The 2,776-nt window shown below is 72.6% G+C and carries 2 protein-coding genes and 1 pseudogene; 2 read left to right on the top strand and 1 reads right to left on the bottom strand.

What is annotated here, in order from left to right:
* Positions 1 to 451, top strand: a pseudogene (locus AOK15_RS24545) (FAD-dependent oxidoreductase); the annotation flags it as partial.
* A gap of 209 nt (positions 452 to 660) precedes the next feature.
* A complete protein-coding gene (locus tag AOK15_RS24540) occupies positions 661 to 1,113 on the top strand; it encodes a hypothetical protein (RefSeq protein WP_055520432.1) in 453 nt (150 codons plus the stop codon).
* A 490-nt stretch (positions 1,114 to 1,603) separates the two neighbouring features.
* On the opposite strand, the gene AOK15_RS24535 is transcribed toward AOK15_RS24540, so the two are convergent.
* Positions 1,604 to 2,500, bottom strand: coding sequence for a phosphatase PAP2 family protein (locus tag AOK15_RS24535; protein WP_079058675.1), 897 nt, complete (start codon positions 2,498 to 2,500; stop codon positions 1,604 to 1,606).
* Positions 2,501 to 2,776: the final 276 nt, after the last annotated feature.

Below are 2,776 nucleotides of genomic sequence, written 5' to 3'. Positions count from 1 at the left end.
GTACGGCGGCCGGGTGCGCGCCGAGTACGACGACCGGCCCGAGACGTACGCCAAGCTCGCCGGCCACTTCTTCACTTGCTTCCCGCAGCTGGAGGGTGTCCGCTTCACCCACGCCTGGGGCGGCGCCATCGACACCTGCTCCCGCTTCTCGGCGTTCTTCGGCACCGCACACCAGGGCAGGGTCGCCTACGCGGCCGGGTACACCGGGCTCGGGGTGGGCGCCACGCGATTCGGCGCGGAGGTCATGCTCGACCTGCTCGCGGGGGAGCGCACGGAACGCACCGAGCTGGAGATGGTCCGCAAGAAGCCCCTGCCGTTCCCGCCGGAACCTTTCGCCTGGACCGGTATCGCCCTCACCAAGTGGTCCCTCGCCCGCGCCGACTCCCACGGCGGCCGGCGCAACCTCTGGCTGAAAGCCATGGACCGCCTGGGGCTGGGCTTCGACAGCTGACACCGCGCAGGATGGAGGGGGCGCACCGAAGCGCTCGCGAGCCATGGGCGTACGCCTTGCTGGACAGGCGTACGCCCAGCTCGCATGCCGTCATCGGATTCACCACCAAGTCATGGGGGAAACCCGCGTAATGCCCGCCCCGCACCGCTGTCTGTGCTCCTGACGCGACACCGCGTCCGACGAGCTCTACAGAGAGGAAGGTCCCCGTCATGACTGGGGCCAAGACGGCGGTCGAGTGGCTGGCAGCGGTGGCGCCGGATCCGGACGCCTGCCGCTGGGAGTGGGAACGCAACCCTCTGGGGGTCACCCTGCTCCCGGCGGGCCGGGCCTGGGACGTGCTGATCCTTCCGGGGGTGCTGGGCTACCCCACGCTGGACGTCCTGACCCGCATCATCGACCAACCCGGGCCCGTGCTCGTCGACTTCGGGGACGACCGCATGGGCTTCTTCGTGCCCCCGGGCACGGCGTCCCGCTGGCTCGGCACGGGGGTGCGCAGCGCGGGCCGCGGCACCTGGATCGTGGTGCCGTATCCCGGTCGGCAGTCCGGCGGTGTCCGCTGGCTGATCCCCCCGGACGGCACCGGCACCCTCACCGACCCGGCCCTGCTGGAACTGGCGATGCACGAGGCGGCGGCGGGCCTCGCCCAGGACCAGGACCGTTGAGCACGAAGGCCCCGGCAAAGACCGTTCTTTGCAGGACAAGGGGAATGGATTGCGCCATTGACTCGTCGCCGCGGGTGAGGACGTCGTCAACCTGTGCCGGGGCAACCCCGACCTGCCGACCCCGCCGCACGCGGCTCACCACGGGGCCCGTCTGGGCCCCGAGACCGAGGTCGCGATCCTGTTCGGTGTCAAGGCCGGCCTGGTGGAGATCAGCCAGTGCCTCCTCGCCCCGGGTGACGTGTGCCTGATGCCCGACCCTGCCTTCCCGGACACTGGGCGGGCGTGGTCCTCGCCCGGCCGGATATGCGCCCCTTGCCGTTGCGCGAGGTGCCCGGACTCCACGCATGGCGCTGCGGACGCACCGTGTCCAGCCGGGCCGTCGCCTACGCCTTCTACGCCGAGGGAGTGCTCGTCGGCATCCCCGCCGTCGACCGCTACCTGACCCACCCGTTCGACATCGAGGCCTGACGCGCGGGGCGACGGGGGCTCCCTACCGCCCCTCCCGGTCCGTCCCGTCGGAGGTGCGGGAGCGGGGGCGCGACCAGCGGCCCAGCGCGGTGAGGAGCACCGCGCACACGCACCAGCTCGCCACCACGTCGAGCGGCCAGTGGTAACCCTGACGCACCAGGCCGGCACCGACGCCGAGGTTGACGACGACCGCGCAGCAGACGGCCGCGCCGCGCGCCGGGGCGCCGCGCAGCCAGGGCAGGAGCAGCAGGGCGGCGGCGCCGTACGCGACGGCGGCGGTCGCGGTGTGACCGGAAGGGTAGAAACCCGTGCCCGGGCCCATGATCGCGGGGCCGGGGCGGGCGATGAGCTCCTTCAGCGGGACCACCCAGAGCGGTACGGCCGCCATGAGCGCGGCGGCGCCGACGGCCGGCCGCCACCACTGGTCCGTACCGGTGGCACGCGCGCGCCACGCGACGTACACGAGGACGAGTGCGAGTACCGGAACGGCGACGGTGACATTGCCGAGGTCGGCGAGGAACTGGGCGGTGGCACCGCGCCGTACGAGCGAGTCGCTGAGGCGTTCGTCCGCGCGGGCCAGCGGGCCGTCCGCGACGACCTGCCAGGTGATCAGCGCGAAGAGCGCGAAGAGGAGGCCCGGAAGGCCGAGCAGGAGGAGTCCGCGGGGTCCGTGGCGTTCGGCGCGACGGCCGGAGGAAATGGTCGGCCGCCCTCGAACAGGGGGGGTGGTTCGAGGGCGGCCGTCCGGATCGGTGTGCCGCGCGCCCCGGGGGGTTTGGGGCGAGCGGCCATCCGATCGGTGAGGAGATCCGGAGCCGGAAGCTCCGGGTGTGTGCGCGAGGGCACGACCGGGGCGAAGCTGGGGAGGCCCCGACCAGGTGTCGCCCACAGTCCCCTGTGGGCGGGGTGTATCTCTCATCTGCCCATGAACCTACGACAGGCCGTGCGGTGGCGACAGGCGAAAACGCGACCCGACATGCACTTTGCACACCTTCTTCACGCCCTCCGACGCTCGTGCACAGGCACCGGAATCCGGGGCCGCGTTCCGGTTCCGGGAAGCGTGGGACGTCGGAGGCGGATGGGGGATTCCGTATGGGCGCCCCGTGCGGGCGGGGGCCGGCAGGGGGCGTGCAGGGGACTCGCGGAGGCTCGTGTGCCCCTCGCGAAGGACTCACGAGGGGCACACGAGGGGCTC

The organism is Streptomyces ossamyceticus, from assembly GCF_001418475.1.
Taxonomy (GTDB): domain Bacteria; phylum Actinomycetota; class Actinomycetes; order Streptomycetales; family Streptomycetaceae; genus Streptomyces; species Streptomyces ossamyceticus.
This window is presented reverse-complemented; position numbering and strand designations above follow the sequence as displayed.

Excerpts from the sequence above, each read along its gene's own strand:
- AOK15_RS24540 (WP_055520432.1), top strand. The coding sequence starts at position 661 with ATGACTGGGGCCAAGACGGCGGTCGAGTGGCTGGCAGCGGTGGCGCCG.
- AOK15_RS24535 (WP_079058675.1), bottom strand. The coding sequence starts at position 2,500 with ATGAGAGATACACCCCGCCCACAGGGGACTGTGGGCGACACCTGGTCG.